Consider the following 15,465-nt stretch of genomic DNA (forward strand, 5'->3'; position numbering starts at 1 on the left):
TCGCTCGCGCTGCATCAGGGGCGGAGGCGACGGTGGGCCGCGGTGGTCAGCGTCGCCCGGGACTGCCGCCCTGCGGCGACGCCTGGGGCTCCGCGAGCGCGCCGAGGCCGACCAGGACCGCCTGCTTGCGATCGAGGTTCAGCAGCTCCGTCTCATCCGCCATTCGTCCCAGGGTGTCCCACAGCCCCGCCCAGTCCGCAAGCGGGCGCTGCCCCAGCCAGGGCGGCGGCGGGGCGCCGCGCCCGGCCTGCCGGACCGCCGTGGCGATCGCGTCGCGCAGCAGGTTGACGAAGGTGGTGAAGCTGCTGCCGTCCCGCTTGGCGGCGAGGCGGTCGGCCAGGACATGCAGGGCGCGCGGCTCCGGCCGGGGCAGGCTGCGGAGGAAGGATTCCACCTCCTCGTGCAGGGCCAGGGCCTCGCCCTCCGCCAGCCGCAGCGCCCGGCCCGGCGAGCCGGCGGCGAGGCCTGCCAGCGTGGCGCGCTCCCCCTCCCCCATTTCCGGCAGCCAGCGGGCCAGCAGGCTTTCCAGCAGCGGCACCTCCAGCGCCGGCAGGTCGAGCCTGCGGCAGCGGGAGCGCACCGTGGGCAACAGCCGGTCCGGCGAATCCGTGACCAGGATCAGCACCGCCCGGGCCGGCGGTTCCTCCAGCGTCTTGAGCAGGGCATTCTGCGCCTCGTTGGCCAGGGCGGCGGCCTCGTCCACGATCACCGCGCGCCAGCCGCCCTCGGCGGGGGTCATGGACAGGAAGCGGGGCACGTCCCGCGCCTCCTCCACCGAGATCTGCCGCTTCACCTTGCCCTCTGCCACCTCGGGCGCGAGCGTCCGCAGATCGGCATGGGCCCCGTTCGCCACACGGGCGAAGACGGGATCGCGCGGATCGACCCGCAGCGGCTGTGCCACCGCATCGGGCTGCCCGGCCAGCAGCCAGCGGGCGTAGCGATAGGCCAGCGTCGCCTTGCCCACGCCCAGCGGCCCGGCCAGCAGCCAGGCATGGTGCGGCCGCCCGCCCCGTGCGGCCTCCAGCAGCGCCAGGGCGGCGCCGTCCTGGCCGAAGAGATCGGGGTTGGCACGCGGCTCCGGCGGCGGGCTCATGCCTCCAGATCCTGGCCCAGCCTTTCCCGGATCGCGGCCAGCGCGGTCAGCAGCACCGCATGAGGCGTGTCCGTCGCGTCCAGCACGGCACAGCGCTCCGGCTCGGCCGCCACGATGTCGCGGAAGCCCTGGCGGACACGCTCGTGAAACGCCTGCTCCCGCGCCTCGAAGCGGTTGGTGTCGCCGCGGCCCAGGGCACGGCGCGTCCCGGTGCCCGGCGGCACGTCCAGCACCAGGGTCAGGTCAGGGGCCAGCCCCTCCAGCGCCAGGGCGGCCAGGGTCCGGCAACGCTCCGGCCCGACCGGTCCGGCCATGCCCTGATAGACCATGGTGCTATCGGCGAAGCGGTCGGAGACGACCCAGATCCCGGCCTCCAGCGCCGGGCGCACCGTATGGGCCACATGCTCGCGCCGGGCGGCGGCCATCAGCATGGCCTCGGCCACCGGGTCCCAGCCGCCACGCTCCAGCACGAGGCGGCGCACCGCCTCCGCCCCCGGCGCGCCGCCGGGCTCGCGCGTGCGCAGGACCGGCAGACCGGCGAGGGCCAGGCGCTGGACCAGGGCGCGGGCGAGCGTGGTCTTGCCCGCCCCCTCCCCGCCTTCCAGCGTGATCAGCCGGCCGGCCAAGGGCGTGCTTCCGCTCAGGAGCCGGAGACCCAGCGCCCGATCACCGCCGGGATGCGGGCCACCAGACCCATCTTCCCGACATCGGCGCCCGCGATCAGCGGCAGGCTCATCTCCGGCACGCCCTGACCGGAGACGTGGATCTTGCCGACCTCCTGCCCCTTGGCCACGGGGGCCTGCAGCGGCGCGCTGTAGCTGACCTTGACCTCCAGGTTCTTGCGCCAGCCGCGCGGCAGGGTGAGGACCAGGTCGCGCCCGCCCACCAGCGGCACGGTCGGCCGGTCGCCCAGATAGACCGGCGCCTCCTCCACCGTCTCGGCAGCGCGGAACAGGGTCACGTTGTCGAATTCGCGGAAGCCCCATTCGAGCAGGCGCTCGCCTTCCTCGCCGCGCGCCCGCATGGTCCCCAGCCCGTTCACCACCAGCAGCAGGCGCCGGTCGCCGCGCTTCACCGTGCCGACGAGGCCGTAGCCGCCATCGTCGGTATGCCCGGTCTTCAGCCCGTCGGCCCCGGCCATGCGGGCCAGCAGCGGGTTGCGGTTCTCCTGGGTGATGTTGTTCCAGCGGAAGGATCGCTCGTTGTAGTACTGCGCCTCCTGCGGGAAATCCTGCAGCAGCTTGCGGGCGATGATGGTGAGGTCGCGGGCCGTCATGTAGTGGTTCGGGTCGGGCCAGCCCGAGGAATTGCGGAAGTTGCTGCCCTTGAGGCCGAACTTCTTGCCGTAGTCGTTCATCAGCTCGGCGAACTGGTCCTCGCTGCCCGAGATGGCCTCGGCGAAGACGACGCAGGCATCGTTGCCCGACTGGACGATAACACCCTGGATCAGGTCCTTCACCGGGACCTGGGAACCGAGATCGACGAACATCTTGGAGCCGCCCATGCGCCAGGCGCGCTCGCTGACCGGCAGCTCCTGATCCATCCGCAGCCGGCCCTGCCGGATCATGTCGAAGACGATGTACATCGTCATCAGCTTGGTCATGGAGGACGGCGTCATCCGCTCGTCGGCGTTCTTCTCCAGCAGCACCGCGCCGGTGTTGACGTCGATCAGGATGGCCTGCCGCGCCTGGGTGTCCACCGGCCCGAGCGGCGTCGAGGCGGGGTCCGAGGGCGGCGGCGGGGCTGCCGGCTTCTTCGCGGCGGCATGGGGGGCGGCCCGGCGCTGCGCCAGCGCATCGCCCGTCCACCCCATGAGACCGGCCCCGGCCCCCATCGCGGCCACGGCCCCCAGCAATTCGCGGCGCTTCGCCATGTCGAGAAATCCCCTTACTGTCCGGCTTCCCCGGGTCTCCCCAGGCGCATCCCCCTGGCGAGTTCCCCCCGGCTGGCCCCCGGGCCGGCCCCCCGGCCAGCTCCCGGAGCCGGAAACCTATCCTGCCACAGTCAGTCGACCAGGATGCGCGCTTCCGATACGCCCGTGCGCAGCACCTGCTCAAGAGCCCGGTCGGCGGAAGCCGTATCCGGGAAGGGGCCCAGCCGCACCCGCCATTCCGGGCGCCGGCCCGGGCCGAAGGGCTCGGCCCGCGCACCGGGCACACGGGCCGCGAGCCGCCGGGCCGCGTCCGCGCCGGTGAAGCTGCCGAGCTGGATCATCAGACGCCCCGGCATGGCGGGTCCCTGACTCACGCGCTCCGGCAGGCGCTCCGGCGGCGGTGTGCGGTCCGGCTCCGGCACGGCGACGGCCCCGGACGCGAGCGTCGCGGCCCGGCCCGGCTGGCTCCCGCGGGCGCCGGGCGGCGGACCGAGGCTCTCGCGCTGCACCGTCCCGGCCGCAGCGGTGGCGATGCTCAGGGCCGGCATCTCACCCGGCGCGCGGGCGAGCGAGGCGGCCAGGGCGCGAGAGGGCTCGGCCTCTACCTCGATCCGCACCTGGGCCGGGCGGCCGCGGGCGATGCCCAGCAGCTCCGCGGCACGCGGGGACAGGCCGATCACCCGCCCCGGGTCCTGCGGCCCGCGGTCGTTGACCCGCACCGAGAGGCTGCGGCCGTTCTCCAGATTGGTCACGCGCAGGATGGCGGGCAGTTGCAGCGTGCGGTGCTGCGCGGTCAGCAGCGCCGGGTCGTAGGTTTCCCCATCCGCGGTGCGCCGCCCGTCCCCCGTCCCCGGCAGCACCGTGGCCAGCCCGGTTTCGGCCAGCCCGTAATCCTCGCGCGGATAGGACCAGAGGCCGCCCATGCTATAGGGCTGGCCGATCGTATAGACGGCGGGGGTCGGCGCCACGGGAGGCGTGCGCGGACCGCAGGAGGCCAGGACGAGGCCCAGGGCCAGGACCGCCGGGACCGCCATGCGGCCGCCCGCATGGCGGAGTCCGGCGCGGGAAGCCCTGGCGCGAGGGGCCGTGCCCCCCGCGGCGGAGGGCTGGATCACGCCACGCGGTCCGACAGCATCCCCACCGCCAGCGCATAGAAGTCGGACGGATTGTAGCGGCGGATGGCGTTGAAATTCCGGTACACTGCGAAGGCCTGCCCGTCGTCGCCCGGCACCACGATCGCGGCGTCCTGGTCGAAGCTCGGCAGGGCCGAGCCATCGGCCTTGCGCACCCCGAGACGCGCCCATTCGCCGAGCGGCTTACGGTTTTCCCGGCCCAGATCGCCCCGGTTCAGCCCGGCCGGCAGAGTCACCTCCCGCCCCCAGAGCACACCGCCCTCCCAGCCGCTCCTGGCCAGGTAGTTGGCGATGGAGCCCAGCGCGTCGGCGCGGTCGTCCCAGATGTCCTTGCGGCCGTCGCCATCGAAATCCACCGCCAAGCGGTTGAAGCTGCTGGGCATGAACTGCGGCTGGCCCATGGCGCCGGCATAGGAACCGCGCATCCGGTCCACGCTGACATGGCCGGCATCCAGGATCTTCAGCGCGGCGATCAGCTCGGCCCGGAAGAACTTCGCCCGGCGCCCTTCCCAGGCCAGGGTGGCCAGGGCCTCCACGGTGTTGAAGTTGCCCGTATAGGCGCCGTAGTTGGTTTCCAGCCCCCAGATCGCCACCACCACGCGGGCGCTGACGTTGAAGCGGCGCTCGATGTCCTGCAGCAGCGCCATGTTCTCGGCCACCATCTGGCGGCCCCGGTCGATGCGCGTCTGGCTCAGCCGCCCGTCGCGGTACTGGGCCCAGGTCATGGTGAATTCGGGCTGCCGGCGGTCCAGCTCAATGACCTTGTCATTGGGCCGAAGGCCGGAAAGCGCCCGGCTCAGGGTCGCGTCCGAGATCCCGCCGCGGCGCGCCTCGGCACGCAGCCCCTGCAGGAAGGAGGCGAAGCTTTCCTCCTGCGCCCGTGCCCCGAACGGCACCAGGGAGGAGGCGGAAGCCCCGGCGGCAGCCAGGGTGGAAAGGAGAGCGCGTCTTGTGGCCGGCATGGGCGCAGAGGTGGCACGCGGCGCCGATTCCGGCAACGGATCGCGCGCCGCCGCCGAGTAACCTTTCCGGGGTGTTGCCCGCTTTCCCTGATGCGCCGTCGCAGCCGCCTGTGGTGGCCCCTCAGAACCGCAGGGAGATGTTGATCGACCCGAAGGACTGCGTGCCGCGCTGGCCGTAGAATTCCTCGGAGCGCAGGATCTGCGTATAGGCGATGCGCATGTCGCGCCACAGCACGGCGAAGCCTGCCTGGAGGTCGCCCACCAGCCAGCGCCGGTCCACGCTGCGGCTGTCGCGCCAGGTGTTGCCGTCCAGCGTGATGTCGCGCCCCACGACGCGCCCGTCCACGCCGCCGAAGACGTACCAGCCGAGTTCCCGGGTCGGCTCGACCCAGCCCGAACCGGCCAGGGCCGGGCGGATGCGGGCCGGCCCCCAGTCGGACTTCAGGCCCTTGCCCAGGCGGAAGGTGCCGCCCACCGCGCCGTAGATGTTGCCGTTGCCCAGGGAGAGGGTGGCGGCCGGGATGATCTCCGTCTCGAATCCCTGCCAGCTGCCCGTGGAAACCCTCCAGCGCCGCTCGGTCAGCAGGTCGATCACCGGCTCGTCCTTGATCTGGTAGTCCCAGCCCTTGGTGGTCTTGACCCCGATCAGCCGGTGCCAGTTGTTCTGAACCTGTTCGCCCAGCGCCCCCGGACCCACGAGCCCGGCCTGGATCTCGAAGATGGTCTGGCGGCTGGGCGTGGCATGGCTGAGGCTGAGCGCGCCGTAGAGATGGCCGGCATAGGGCCGGTCCGAGGGATCCGGGTTCCGGAGCTGCTTGTCCTCCGGCGTGAAGATGTTGTGGCCGAAGGAGAGGCCCCAGCGCAGCGGCCCCGGCCCCAGCAGCCAGCCCATGCCGCGGTCGATCCAGGCCAGCGAATCGGGCATCGTGGTGGCCGGGGAGCGCCAGGTCAGCAACAGCCCGTTGGTATAGTAGCGGTCGGAATTGCCGCCAAAGAGGTCGTTCTCCACCGTCAGGCCCCAGGTGCCTGACCGGACCGGCGTGGCCTCCGCGGGTGGCGTGGCCGATGGCGCGGCCAATGGCCCGGCCACTGGCCCGGCCGCGCCGGCGGCGACCGGCGCCACCGGAGCGAGCATGGCCGCGATGAGCCCGGCATGGATGTGATGGAGGATGGCGCGGGCGCGGGGTGCGGAGTTCATCGCCCCCGGCTTGCCTTGCGGACCGCTCCGGAGCAAGGAAGGGCCTCGCGCGGATGGGTGGCCGAGCGGTCTAAGGCAGCGGTCTTGAAAACCGCCGTGGGTGCAAGCCCACCGTGGGTTCGAATCCCACCCCATCCGCCATCCCCCCCAGCAGCTTTCATGGGGGCCGGGATACGCCAGCCTTCGGGGCTGCGAAAGCCTCGCCACTAAGCCTCGCCACTCCGGCCGTCGCCCCGCATCGCCCTTTGCCCGTCACGATAGGGCGCATGGGCCGGCCCACGAGGAAAGCGGGAGCGGTAACGTCTCGGGACCGCCGCGTCATGGCCGAACGCGCCAGAACACCGGGATGCGCCGTCCAGAACGGTTTCCCCCGCCGGCCAGTGCTTCTATAATCGGCGCCGTGAACGTCCTTTCGCCACCACGCGCACGTCTCAGCATCGAAGTCGTCTTCGACCTCGTCTGTCCCTGGTGCTTCCTCGGCATACGCCGCCTGCGCCGGGCCCTGCGCTCGCGGCCCGACGTGATGGCCGACATGGTCTGGCGCCCCTTCCTGCTCAACCCGGATGCGGGCGTGGGGGGAATACAGCGTTCGGACTACATCGCTCGCCGCTTCGGCGGGGAGGACCGCACCCGGCGCCTGCATACCACGCTGGCGGAACTGGGCAGGGTGGAGGACATTGCCTTCCGGTTCGACCTGCTGCACCGCTCGGTCTCCTCGCTGGACGCACACCGGCTGGTGCGGATGGCGGCGCGGATCGGCCGGGCGGACGAAGCTGTGGACCGGCTCTTCACCGGCTACTTCACCCAGGGTCTCGATATCGGCCGGCAGGACGTGCTCCTGCCCCTCGGCGTGTCACTGGGGCTGGAACAGGCCACGCTGCACCGCTTCCTGTCCGGCAATGCCGAGGTCGAGGACGTGCACGCGGAGAACCTCCGTGCCCATCGCCTGGGCATCAACGGCGTGCCCTGCTTCGTGGTGAGCGGCCGCCATGCCATCGCCGGGGCGCAGGAGCCGGAGGTGCTGGAGCGCCTGCTGGACATCGCCATCACCGAGGGCGAGTTCGCCTGAACGACTCCTTCCGGGCCTGACCTTTCCGGATCCGGCGTTCCCGGGCCGAAGGCTCAGCCTGTCCTGGCACCGCCCGGCTGGTGGCCGCTGACCAGGCGCGCCGCGTCATGCGGCAGCCGCAGCACGTCGACAAGGCTCAGCAGGCCCAGCACCGCGACCACCAGGAAGGCCAGCCGGAAATCCTCCAGGGTCGGGACCCCGACTTCTCCATGGAAGGACTGGCCCAGCCGCAGCACCACGGCGCCCAGGGCGATGCCGAGGCCGAGCGCCATCTGCTGCACGGCGCTGAACAGCGTGTTGGCGCCGCTCATATCGCCGGGCGGCACATCGGCGAAGGCCAGGGTGTTCAGCGCGGTGAACTGCATGGAGCGGGCCAGCCCGCTGACAGCCGGGACGAGCGGGCCGCCACCCTCAGCCGGGCTTGACCTCCTCCAGCACGCGGACCAGCGCGCCCAGGATGCTCCTGGCGGCCTTCACCCGGGCCGGCAGGTCCATCTCCCGCACCAGGGCCAGCTTGTGGTCGGGCCGCAGCTTCACGGCGCCTTTCTGCGAGGCCACCCAGTTCACCAGCCCGCCCGGATTGGCGAAGCGGTTCCTGCGGAAGGCGAGCACCACGCCCTTGGGCCCGGCATCCAGCTTCTCCACCCCGGCCTCACGGCAGAGGCGCTTGATGGAGACGACCTGGAGCAGGTTCTCCACCTCCGGCGGCAGCGGCCCGAAGCGGTCCACCAGCTCCGCCGCCATCGCCTCCATCTCGGCCTCGGAGGCCAGAGTGCCGATCCGGCGATAGAGGCCGAGCCGGACGGGCAGGTCGCGCACATAGGCGTCGGGGATCAGAACCGGCAGGCCGAGATTGATGTTCGGCGTCCAGTCGGTGTCCTCCTCCCCGTCCCGCCGCCGCTTGCCCTTGGCGCGGTTGCGGACGTCCTGCACCGCATCCTCCAGCATCTGCTGGTAGAGCTCGATGCCGACCTCGCGGATCTGGCCCGACTGCTCCTGGCCCAGCAGGTTGCCGGCGCCGCGGATATCCAGGTCGTGGCTGGCCAGGGTGAAGCCGGCGCCCAGGTTGTCCAGGGTCTGCATCACCTCCAGTCGCTTCTGCGAGGCGGCGGAGAGCCGGTGCGCCGGGGGCCAGGTGAGATAGGCATAGCCCCGGTGCTTGCCGCGCCCGACCCGCCCCCGCAGCTGGTAGAGCTGCGCCAGCCCGAACATGTCGGCGCGGTGGATCACCAGCGTGTTCACCGCCGGCATGTCCAGCCCGCTTTCCACGATGTTGGTGGCGAGCAGGATGTCGTACTTGCCGTCGCCGAACTCGGTCATCACCCGCTCCAGCTCGGTGGCGGAAAGCCGGCCATGCGCCTCGATCAGCCGTGCCTCAGGCACGATCTCGCGCAGCCGCTCGGCCATCTTCGGCAGGTCCTCCAGGCGTGGGCAGACACAGAAGATCTGCCCGCCGCGGAAGCGCTCGCGCTGGATCGCCTCGCGGATCACCACGCTGTCGAAGGGGGCGATGAAGGTCCGCACCGCCAGCCGGTCCACCGGCGGCGTGGCGATCACGCTCATCTCCCGCACGCCGGACAACGCCAGCTGCAGCGTGCGCGGGATCGGCGTGGCGGTCAGCGTCAGCATGTGGACGTCGGTCTTGAGCGCCTTCAGCCGCTCCTTGTGGGCGACGCCGAAATGCTGCTCCTCGTCCACGATGACGAGGCCCAGATCGTCGAACTCGACCCCCTTGGCGAGCAGGGCGTGGGTGCCGATCACGATGTTGACCGTGCCGTCCTTCAGCCCCGCCCGGGCCTGCGCCGCCTCCTTCGTCGTGACCAGGCGCGAGAGCTGGGCCACCTTCACCGGCAACCCCTCGAAGCGCCGGGCGAAGGTGCGGAAATGCTGCCGCGCCAGCAGGGTCGTCGGCACCACCACCGCGACCTGCGCGCCGGTCATCGCCACCAGGAAGGCCGCGCGCAGCGCCACCTCGGTCTTGCCGAAGCCGACATCGCCGCAGATCAGCCGGTCCATCGGCCGGCCGGAGGCGAGGTCCTCGACCACGTCGCCGATGGCGCGCTGCTGGTCCTCCGTCTCGGCGAAGGGGAAGCGGGCGCAGAATTCGTCCCAGGCCCCCTCGGGTGGGACGGCGGCCCTGCCCTCCTGCACCTGACGCTCGGCGGCGGTGCGGATCAGTTCCGCGGCCATGTCGCGGATGCGCTGCTTCGCCTTGGCCTTGCGGTTCTGCCAGGAGGCGCCGCCCAGCTTGTCCAGCGCCACCCCGGCGGTCTCGGAGCCGAAGCGGGTCAGGACCTCGATGTTCTCGACCGGCAGGAAGAGCCGGTCATTGCCGTCATAGACCAGCCGCAGGCAGTCATGCGGCGCACCGTTGACCTCGATGGTCACCAGCCCGTCATAGCGGCCGATGCCATGGTCGGCATGGACCACCAGATCGCCCTCGGCGATCTCGGTGGCGTCGGCGATGAACTGGTCGGCCCGCTTGCGGCGGCGCGGCGGGCGGGCAATGCGCTCGCCCAGCAGGTCCTGCTCGCCGGTCAGCGCGATGCCGCCGGCGGTGAAGCCGCGCTCCACCCCCAGGATGGCCAGCGCCACCACCCCCTTGGGCAGGCGCTGCGCCGACGGCCAGTTGCCGGTCGTCTCGGCGACCACACCATTCTCGCGCAGCAGGTTCGCCAGCCGCTCTCGCGAGCCCCGGGTCCAGGCGGCGAGCACGGCGCGGCGACCCTGCGCCGCCATGGCCTCGGCGTGTTCCTTGTAGGCGGCGAAGACATTGCCGCCGGAGGTCCGCACGTCGCTGAACAGCTTGCCCGGCCGGCCGCCGGCATCGGGGCCGTCCTCGGCGGTGAAGGGCGAGAAATGCGCCAGCGTGCCCTTCGAGAGCATGCGGTTCCAGCCGGCGCGGTCCAGGTAGAGCTTGCGCGGCGGCGCCGGGCGATAGGGCTGCTCGCCCTCGCGCGGCGGCAGGCGGCGGGCCTCGTAATGGTCCTGGATCATCTCCAGCCGGGCGTCGAGAACGTCCTCGGCCTGGTGGTCCAGGCTGACCTGGGCGCCGGGCGGCAGATAGTCCGGCAGGGTCTCCATGCTCTCGTGGAACAGGCCCGCCCAGTGCTCCATGCCCGGGTGGCGGCGGCCCGCCGAGACCGAGACGTAGAGCGGGTCCTCGGTCGCGGCCATGCCGAAGAGGTCGAGATACGCCGTCCGGAAATGCGCGATGGAATCCGGGTCGAGGAAGACCTCGCCCACCGGGCGGACCCAGAGCTCGGTCAGTGCCTCGGCGGAACGCTGGCTTTCCGGATCGAAGCGCCGCAGCCCCTCGATCTCGTCGCCGAAGAGGTCGAGCCGCACCGGCCCCGGCTCGCCCGCCGGATAGAGGTCGACGATGCCGCCGCGCACGGCGTATTCGCCCGGCTCCATGACCGTGCCGGTGCGGCCATAGCCATTGGCTTCCAGGAAAGCGGTCAGCCGCTCCGGCTCGACCCGTCCGCCCTTCTTCAACTGCAGCGTGGCACCCTCGAAGACCGCGCGCGGCGGGACCTTCTGCACCAGGGCGTTGACGGTGGTGAGCAGGATGCGCGGCTTGTCCCCGGGCTCCAGCAGCCGTGCCAGGGTCGCCACGCGCTCGGCCAGGATCTCCGGATTGGGCGAGACGCGGTCATAGGGCAGGCAGTCCCAGGCCGGGAAGCGCAGCACCTCGACATCCGGGGCGAAGAAGCCCAGCGCCTCGACCATCCGCATCATCCGCGCGTCGTCGCGACAGGCATGGAGGATGGGCCGGCCGCTCTCCGCCCGCTGACGGGCCAGCAGCAGCGCGTCGAACCCCTCCGGCGCCCCATGGACGGTGGCGCCGACGACCGGACGCTCCACCGTGGCGCTCAAGAGGCGCTGCCCTCCCCCTTGCCGAGGCCGCCGCGCATCTCGGCGGTCATCCCGGCGCCGCTGGCGGTGCATTCCCGGGCCATGCGTTCCAGCATCGGGGTGCGGACCTCCTCCGGGATGGGGCGGCGGCCGCTCAGCCAGTCCTGCATGTCCACGTCCAGGTGCTCCAGCACCGCCTCCAGCTCGTCCAGTTCCGCCTCGCCGAAGCCGGCGATGTTCCGGGCGACGAAATGCCCGACCATCAGGTCGGTCTCCCTGGTGCCCCGGTGCCAGGCACGGAAGAGCAGCCGCTTGCGCCGCGGATCGAGCGCCTGCGGCTCGGCTTCCTGCTGGGACTGCGCGTCGGGGGTATCGGACATCGGGAACATACCGGTTGGGTCGGGCGCCGCGTCCGGCCGGGACGGGGCCTCGTGGAACACAGCGGGAGAACGGCTTGGGCGGCCAAGGGTTCGCCCTTCGTTCGATCACTGCCATATAGAGGCCGACTTCCGCCATGTCAGCCCAGCCCCCGCACGAGCCCCCGCCACCCCTGCTCGCCCCCCTCGACACCCTGCCCGCGGCCCAGGCCAAGGCGCCCCGCCTGGCGGAGGCGGTGGGCGGTTCGCGGCTGATCGACCTGCTCTTCCACCTGCCCGAGCGGTACGTGGACCGGCGGCGCGTGACCTCGCTGGCCGAGGCGAATGACGGCGACGTGGCGACGCTGACCATCCATGTGACCGCCATCTCCGCCCCCGGCAGCCCCTCCCGCCCCTGGGTGCTGCGGGCGCGCTGCGAGGATTCGGTGCTGGAGATCGCCTGGTTCATCCGCGCCCGCTGGGTCGGCCCCTGGCTGCACCGGACCTTTCCCGAGGATTCCGTCCGCACGGTGTCCGGGCGGGTCCGCCGCTACGGCAACCGCTGGCAGATGGAGCCGCCGGATTTCGTCAGCCCGCCCGACGAGATCCCCGCCTTGCAGCCGATCTGGCCGCTGGTGAAGGGCCTCGCCGCGAAGGACGTGGCGAAGGCCATGGGGGCCGCCCTGCCGCTGCTGGCGGAGGTGCGGGACTGGGCCGATCCGGCAATCCTGAAGCGCCGCCGCTGGCCGGATTTCGCCGGGGCGGTCCATGGCCTCCAGGCGCCGGAGCGCATTCCCGGCCCCGAGGCGCTGGACCGGCTAGCCTATGACGAGCTGCTGGCCGGGCAGATCGCCATCGGCCTGGTCCGCCGCGCCGCGCAGACCCGGCCGGGCCGGATGCTGACCGGCGATGGTGGGTTGCGGGAGAAAGCGCTCGCCGCCTTCGGCCATCCGCCCACCGGCGCCCAGCGCCAGGCCATCGCGGAGATCGATGCCGACCTCGCCGCGCCCCGGCGGATGCTGCGGCTGCTCCAGGGCGACGTCGGCTCCGGCAAGACGCTGGTGGCGCTGATGGCCATGCTGCGGGCCGTCGAGGCCGGCGCCCAGGCCGCCATCATGGCGCCCACCGAGATCCTGGCGCGGCAGCATCTCCGCACCTTCTCCCGCCTCGCCGGGGCGGCGGGGGTGCAGGTGGCCCTCCTGGCCGGCAGCGTGAAGGGCAAGGAGCGGTCCCGCGTCCTGCTCGGCCTGGCCAGCGGCTCCATCCCCCTGGTGGTCGGTACCCACGCGCTGTTCCAGGAGAAGGTGGCCTTCCGCGACCTGGGCCTCGTGGTGGTGGACGAGCAGCACCGCTTCGGCGTGGCGCAGCGCCTCGCCCTGGCCGGCAAGGGGGAGGACACGGACATGCTGGTCATGACCGCCACCCCGATCCCCCGCACCCTGCTGCTGACCCAGTGGGGGGAGATGGCGGTCTCCCGCCTCGCCGAGCGTCCGGCCGGGCGCAAGCCGATCGTGACACGCATCATCTCCCGCGAGCGGCGGGAGGAGGTGGTGGCGGCGCTGCGCCGTGCCTTCGCGAAGGGGGACCGGGCCTACTGGGTGGTCCGCGCCGTGGAGGAAGGCGAGCACCACGACAATGTCGCCGCCGAGACCACCTTCGCGGCGCTGCGCGAGATCTTCGGCGAGGAGGTCCGCCTCGCCCATGGCGCCCAGGCGCTGGACGTGCGCGAGGCGGCGCTGCGCGACTTCGCCTCCGGGCAGGCGAAGCTGCTGGTCGCCACCACCGTGATCGAGGTGGGCGTGGACGTGCCCGAGGCCACGATCATGATCATCGAGCAGGCGGAGCGCTTCGGCCTCGCCGCCCTGCACCAGCTCCGTGGCCGGGTCGGGCGCGGCGAGGCCCAGTCCTATTGCCTCCTGCTGCCCTCATCCGACCTCGTGGACGGGGAGAAGCGCCGCCTCGCCGTGCTGCGCGACACGGAGGACGGGTTCGTGATCGCGGACGAGGATCTCAACCACCGCGGCGGCGGCGACGCCCTCGGCACGCGGCAGGCGGGGCAGATGGGACGCCGCATGGTCGATCCGCAGCGCCACGGCAGCCTCGTCCGCATGGCGCACCAGGACGCCACCCTGTTGCTGGAACGCGACCCCAGCCTGGACCGCACCGAGCGCGGGCGGGCCGTGGCGCGCTGGCTGATGCCCTTCTTCGGCCATGACGTGACGCTGGAGCGGCTGGCGGCAGGATAGGGTTCTAGAGCAGGGCGTGGTCGCCCGCCATCTGGTGCGCCAGGAAGGCCCAGCCCTCCCGCCCATGCCCCGGCCCGTGGCAGGCCGGCGTCACGTCCTCCGCCGAGAGGAGATAGGCGCCCGTCTCGTCGCCAAGGCCATGCACGGCGAGGTCGTAGCTGCCGGACCAGCGCGCGGTAAAGGAAATCCGCGCCCCGTCCCCGCAGGCATCCGCGTCGGCGCGCAGGACATTCCCATGCGGGCCGAGCAACTCCATCGCACCGCCGGGCAACCCGTCCTCCCGCGCGCTCCCCTGCAGCGTGAAGACATAGCGATGGCCGCGCTCCAGCCCGATGGCGAAGAGGTCCACATCCCCGGCCAGCTCGATATGGCCGGGCGCGGTTCCTCCCGCCGCCAGTTGGCCCAGCGGCAGACCCGTGTCGCAGGGCGTGTCGCGGTAGTCGTCGGAGGGCAGCAGGATGGCGGTGCCGTAGAGCAGCCCGTTGCCGAGGAAGCGCACCTGCTCCGTGTTCAGGATATGATCGGTGACACCGAGGCTTGTGACGGTGAAATCCGCCGCGTTGCCGGCGAACAGATAGTCGCCGGGCAACCCGTCCAGCAGCAGCGTATCCGTGCCCGGCCCGCCATCCAGCGTGTTCGCCGCCTGGTTGCCTTGCATCGCGTCGTCGCCCGAACCGCAGGCGGCGTTCTCGATCAGCGCCCGCGTGTCGCCATCCGGCAGCAGGGCATTGGCGATGTTGCCGACCGCCTGATGCCCGAAGCCGAGCTGGGCAAGCTGGTCCGCCGAGGTCACCGTCCACGCGCCGGGACGCAGGTCCACGGAAACGCCCCGCGTATAGGCGGAAAGGTCGTAAGTGTCGTGGCCGCCGCCGTCCCAGACGGTCATGAAGACCCGGTTGGCGACGGGCGCCGTCTGGGCGGTGCCGTCGATGGAAAGCTGCCCGCTCGCCGGGTCCCAGCGATAGACCGTGTCGCCGGCACGGGTCGTGAAATCGACGCCGTACATGTGCTGGAGGGCCGCGATGTCGTAGAGCATCGGCGTCTGCGCATAGCCGGCATAGTCGTTGTAGTAGTAGTTGCCGTCGGCGCCCGGATAGCTCCGGTAGGTCATCACCGAGTATTCCATCGAATCGTGCCCAGGCGTCATCGCGCCGAAGACCGCGGTCTCCTGCCCGTGCTTCAGGCCGAGCGCGTGGCCGATCTCATGGATGAACGCGTGGTAGGCATAGGTTCCCGGCACGGGATCGCTGAACGTGCCGTCGTTCCGGTACCAGGTGTCGCCGCCGGTATCCGCCGTGCTGGGATAGTAGCCCCAGGCCGTGGGCGTCGCCGAGGTCATGGCGAAGCGCAGATCCCCATGCTGCGTGGCCGTCTCGGCCAGTTCCGTGAAGTTCAGGTTGGCGATGCCGGCATAGAGGCCGAGGATCTCCCGCGCCATCGCCTGCTGCTGCGCGTTCAGCGGCAGGAAGCCCTGGCCGGGCTCGCCGCTGCCATAGAAGGTGCCGTAGTAGGCGGGATCGGTCGGGAAGCTGTAGGTCAACTGGCCCGTGGCCCATTGCCGGCCGATGAACAGGGCGTCCGTATCCTGGGCCCCCGTGGCCGTGGTCGTGACGATTCCGGGCATTCCGCGGTAACTCCCTCACCTTGCCGATCCGCATCCTGCAGCCCCTGGCCGCG

General features: G+C 71.8%; 12 protein-coding genes and 1 tRNA gene. 3 read left to right on the forward strand and 10 right to left on the reverse strand.

The window, feature by feature from the left end:
• Positions 1-46: 46 nt before the first annotated feature.
• From BT98_RS0105790 to BT98_RS0105815, 6 genes are all read right to left on the reverse strand, one after another.
• Positions 47-1,093, reverse strand: a complete 1,047-nt coding sequence (locus tag BT98_RS0105790; protein ID WP_019459838.1) for a DNA polymerase III subunit delta' — start codon at positions 1,091-1,093, stop codon at positions 47-49.
• On the reverse strand, positions 1,090-1,719 hold the full coding sequence (gene tmk / locus BT98_RS0105795; RefSeq protein ID WP_019459837.1) for a dTMP kinase: 630 nt from the start codon (positions 1,717-1,719) through the stop codon (positions 1,090-1,092). Before tmk ends, BT98_RS0105790 begins: the two co-directional genes overlap by 4 nt.
• Positions 1,720-1,733: 14 nt before the next feature.
• Positions 1,734-2,966 (reverse strand): D-alanyl-D-alanine carboxypeptidase family protein, encoded by a 1,233-nt coding sequence (locus BT98_RS23415; RefSeq protein ID WP_019459836.1) that lies wholly within the window; start codon positions 2,964-2,966, stop codon positions 1,734-1,736.
• 131 nt (positions 2,967-3,097) lie between these two features.
• Positions 3,098-4,000 (reverse strand): septal ring lytic transglycosylase RlpA family protein, encoded by a 903-nt coding sequence (locus BT98_RS0105805; RefSeq protein ID WP_019459835.1) that lies wholly within the window; start codon positions 3,998-4,000, stop codon positions 3,098-3,100.
• Positions 4,001-4,077: 77 nt separating this feature from the next.
• On the reverse strand, positions 4,078-5,061 hold the full coding sequence (locus BT98_RS0105810; RefSeq protein ID WP_019459834.1) for a lytic murein transglycosylase: 984 nt from the start codon (positions 5,059-5,061) through the stop codon (positions 4,078-4,080).
• Between the two features lie 121 nt (positions 5,062-5,182).
• A complete protein-coding gene (locus BT98_RS0105815) occupies positions 5,183-6,259 on the reverse strand; it encodes a lipid A deacylase LpxR family protein (protein WP_019459833.1) in 1,077 nt (358 codons plus the stop codon).
• Positions 6,260-6,310: 51 nt separating this feature from the next.
• Here BT98_RS0105815 and BT98_RS0105820 point away from each other — a divergent pair.
• Both BT98_RS0105820 and BT98_RS0105825 read left to right on the forward strand, forming a co-directional pair.
• Positions 6,311-6,400, forward strand: a tRNA-Ser gene (locus BT98_RS0105820).
• A 259-nt stretch (positions 6,401-6,659) separates the two neighbouring features.
• Entirely contained in the window at positions 6,660-7,328 is a 669-nt protein-coding gene (locus BT98_RS0105825) for a DsbA family oxidoreductase (protein WP_019459832.1), read from the forward strand.
• A gap of 53 nt (positions 7,329-7,381) precedes the next feature.
• Here the strand turns inward: BT98_RS0105825 and BT98_RS0105830 are convergent, their stop codons facing one another.
• From BT98_RS0105830 to BT98_RS0105840, 3 genes are read right to left on the reverse strand one after another with little or no spacing between them, the layout of a single operon-like run.
• Positions 7,382-7,693, reverse strand: coding sequence for an MFS transporter (locus BT98_RS0105830; protein ID WP_019459831.1), 312 nt, complete (start codon positions 7,691-7,693; stop codon positions 7,382-7,384).
• 46 nt (positions 7,694-7,739) lie between these two features.
• A complete protein-coding gene (gene mfd, locus BT98_RS0105835) occupies positions 7,740-11,207 on the reverse strand; it encodes a transcription-repair coupling factor (protein ID WP_027297164.1) in 3,468 nt (1,155 codons plus the stop codon).
• Positions 11,204-11,566, reverse strand: coding sequence for a succinate dehydrogenase assembly factor 2 (locus BT98_RS0105840; RefSeq protein ID WP_037250002.1), 363 nt, complete (start codon positions 11,564-11,566; stop codon positions 11,204-11,206). The genes mfd and BT98_RS0105840 overlap by 4 nt, the downstream gene beginning before the upstream one ends.
• A gap of 134 nt (positions 11,567-11,700) precedes the next feature.
• Here BT98_RS0105840 and recG point away from each other — a divergent pair, with 134 nt between their 5' ends.
• The gene (gene recG, locus BT98_RS0105845; RefSeq protein WP_019459828.1) at positions 11,701-13,788 is read left to right on the forward strand and encodes an ATP-dependent DNA helicase RecG; all 2,088 of its coding nucleotides are present in this window, start codon (positions 11,701-11,703) and stop codon (positions 13,786-13,788) included.
• 4 nt (positions 13,789-13,792) lie between these two features.
• On the opposite strand, the gene BT98_RS25985 is transcribed toward recG, so the two are convergent.
• Complete coding sequence (locus tag BT98_RS25985; protein WP_019459827.1) at positions 13,793-15,412, reverse strand: M10 family metallopeptidase; 1,620 nt, start codon at positions 15,410-15,412, stop codon at positions 13,793-13,795.
• Positions 15,413-15,465 lie beyond the last annotated feature (53 nt).

The sequence above is a fragment of the Roseomonas mucosa ATCC BAA-692 genome, from assembly GCF_000622225.1.
Lineage (GTDB): Bacteria > Pseudomonadota > Alphaproteobacteria > Acetobacterales > Acetobacteraceae > Roseomonas > Roseomonas mucosa.